The 490-nt window shown below is 28.2% G+C and carries 1 protein-coding gene; it reads right to left on the bottom strand.

Translation table 11 applies throughout. The annotated features are described in order from the left end of the window. Positions 1 to 136: 136 nt before the first annotated feature. A partial coding sequence (locus tag Q0873_RS18175) for a T9SS type A sorting domain-containing protein (protein WP_299110215.1) occupies positions 137 to 490 on the bottom strand: 354 nt, incomplete at its 5' end.

Raw genomic sequence — 490 nt, 5'->3', positions numbered from 1 at the left:
GTTGCTCCAGCTAGAGGATCTTTTGAGCGTATTAAATATTCGTCTTCTTGCTTTTGAGCCTCCATGCTAATACTAACAATACAGAATACTGCTAGTAATAATTGTTTGTATATATTTTTCATTTCTTTTTATGCAATTATTTTTTTACTACAATTCTTGTTTCTCTTTGGTTGTTAACCACTACAGTGATGATATACATTCCTTTTTCTAAATGAGTACCATCAACAAAATAATTATAACTACCTTTTTCTTGAAGTACTTCTTTTTCTAATTCTACTATTGAATTTCCACTCAAATCCAATAATTCTACTTTTACTGTCGCTTTTTCTTCTAAAGAATAAGAAACAATTAAATCATTCTCAAAAGGATTAGGATATAATTTAATAAAGTTGTTTTCTTGTTCTGATAAGGCTTTTAAGGCATCATCGCTTAATTCATCTTCAGAATTTTCAAATCCTTTAACCTTTGTTAAAACCATTCTTATTGGCAA

The organism is uncultured Tenacibaculum sp. (assembly GCF_947498805.1).
Taxonomy (GTDB): Bacteria; Bacteroidota; Bacteroidia; order Flavobacteriales; family Flavobacteriaceae; genus Polaribacter.
This window is presented reverse-complemented; position numbering and strand designations above follow the sequence as displayed.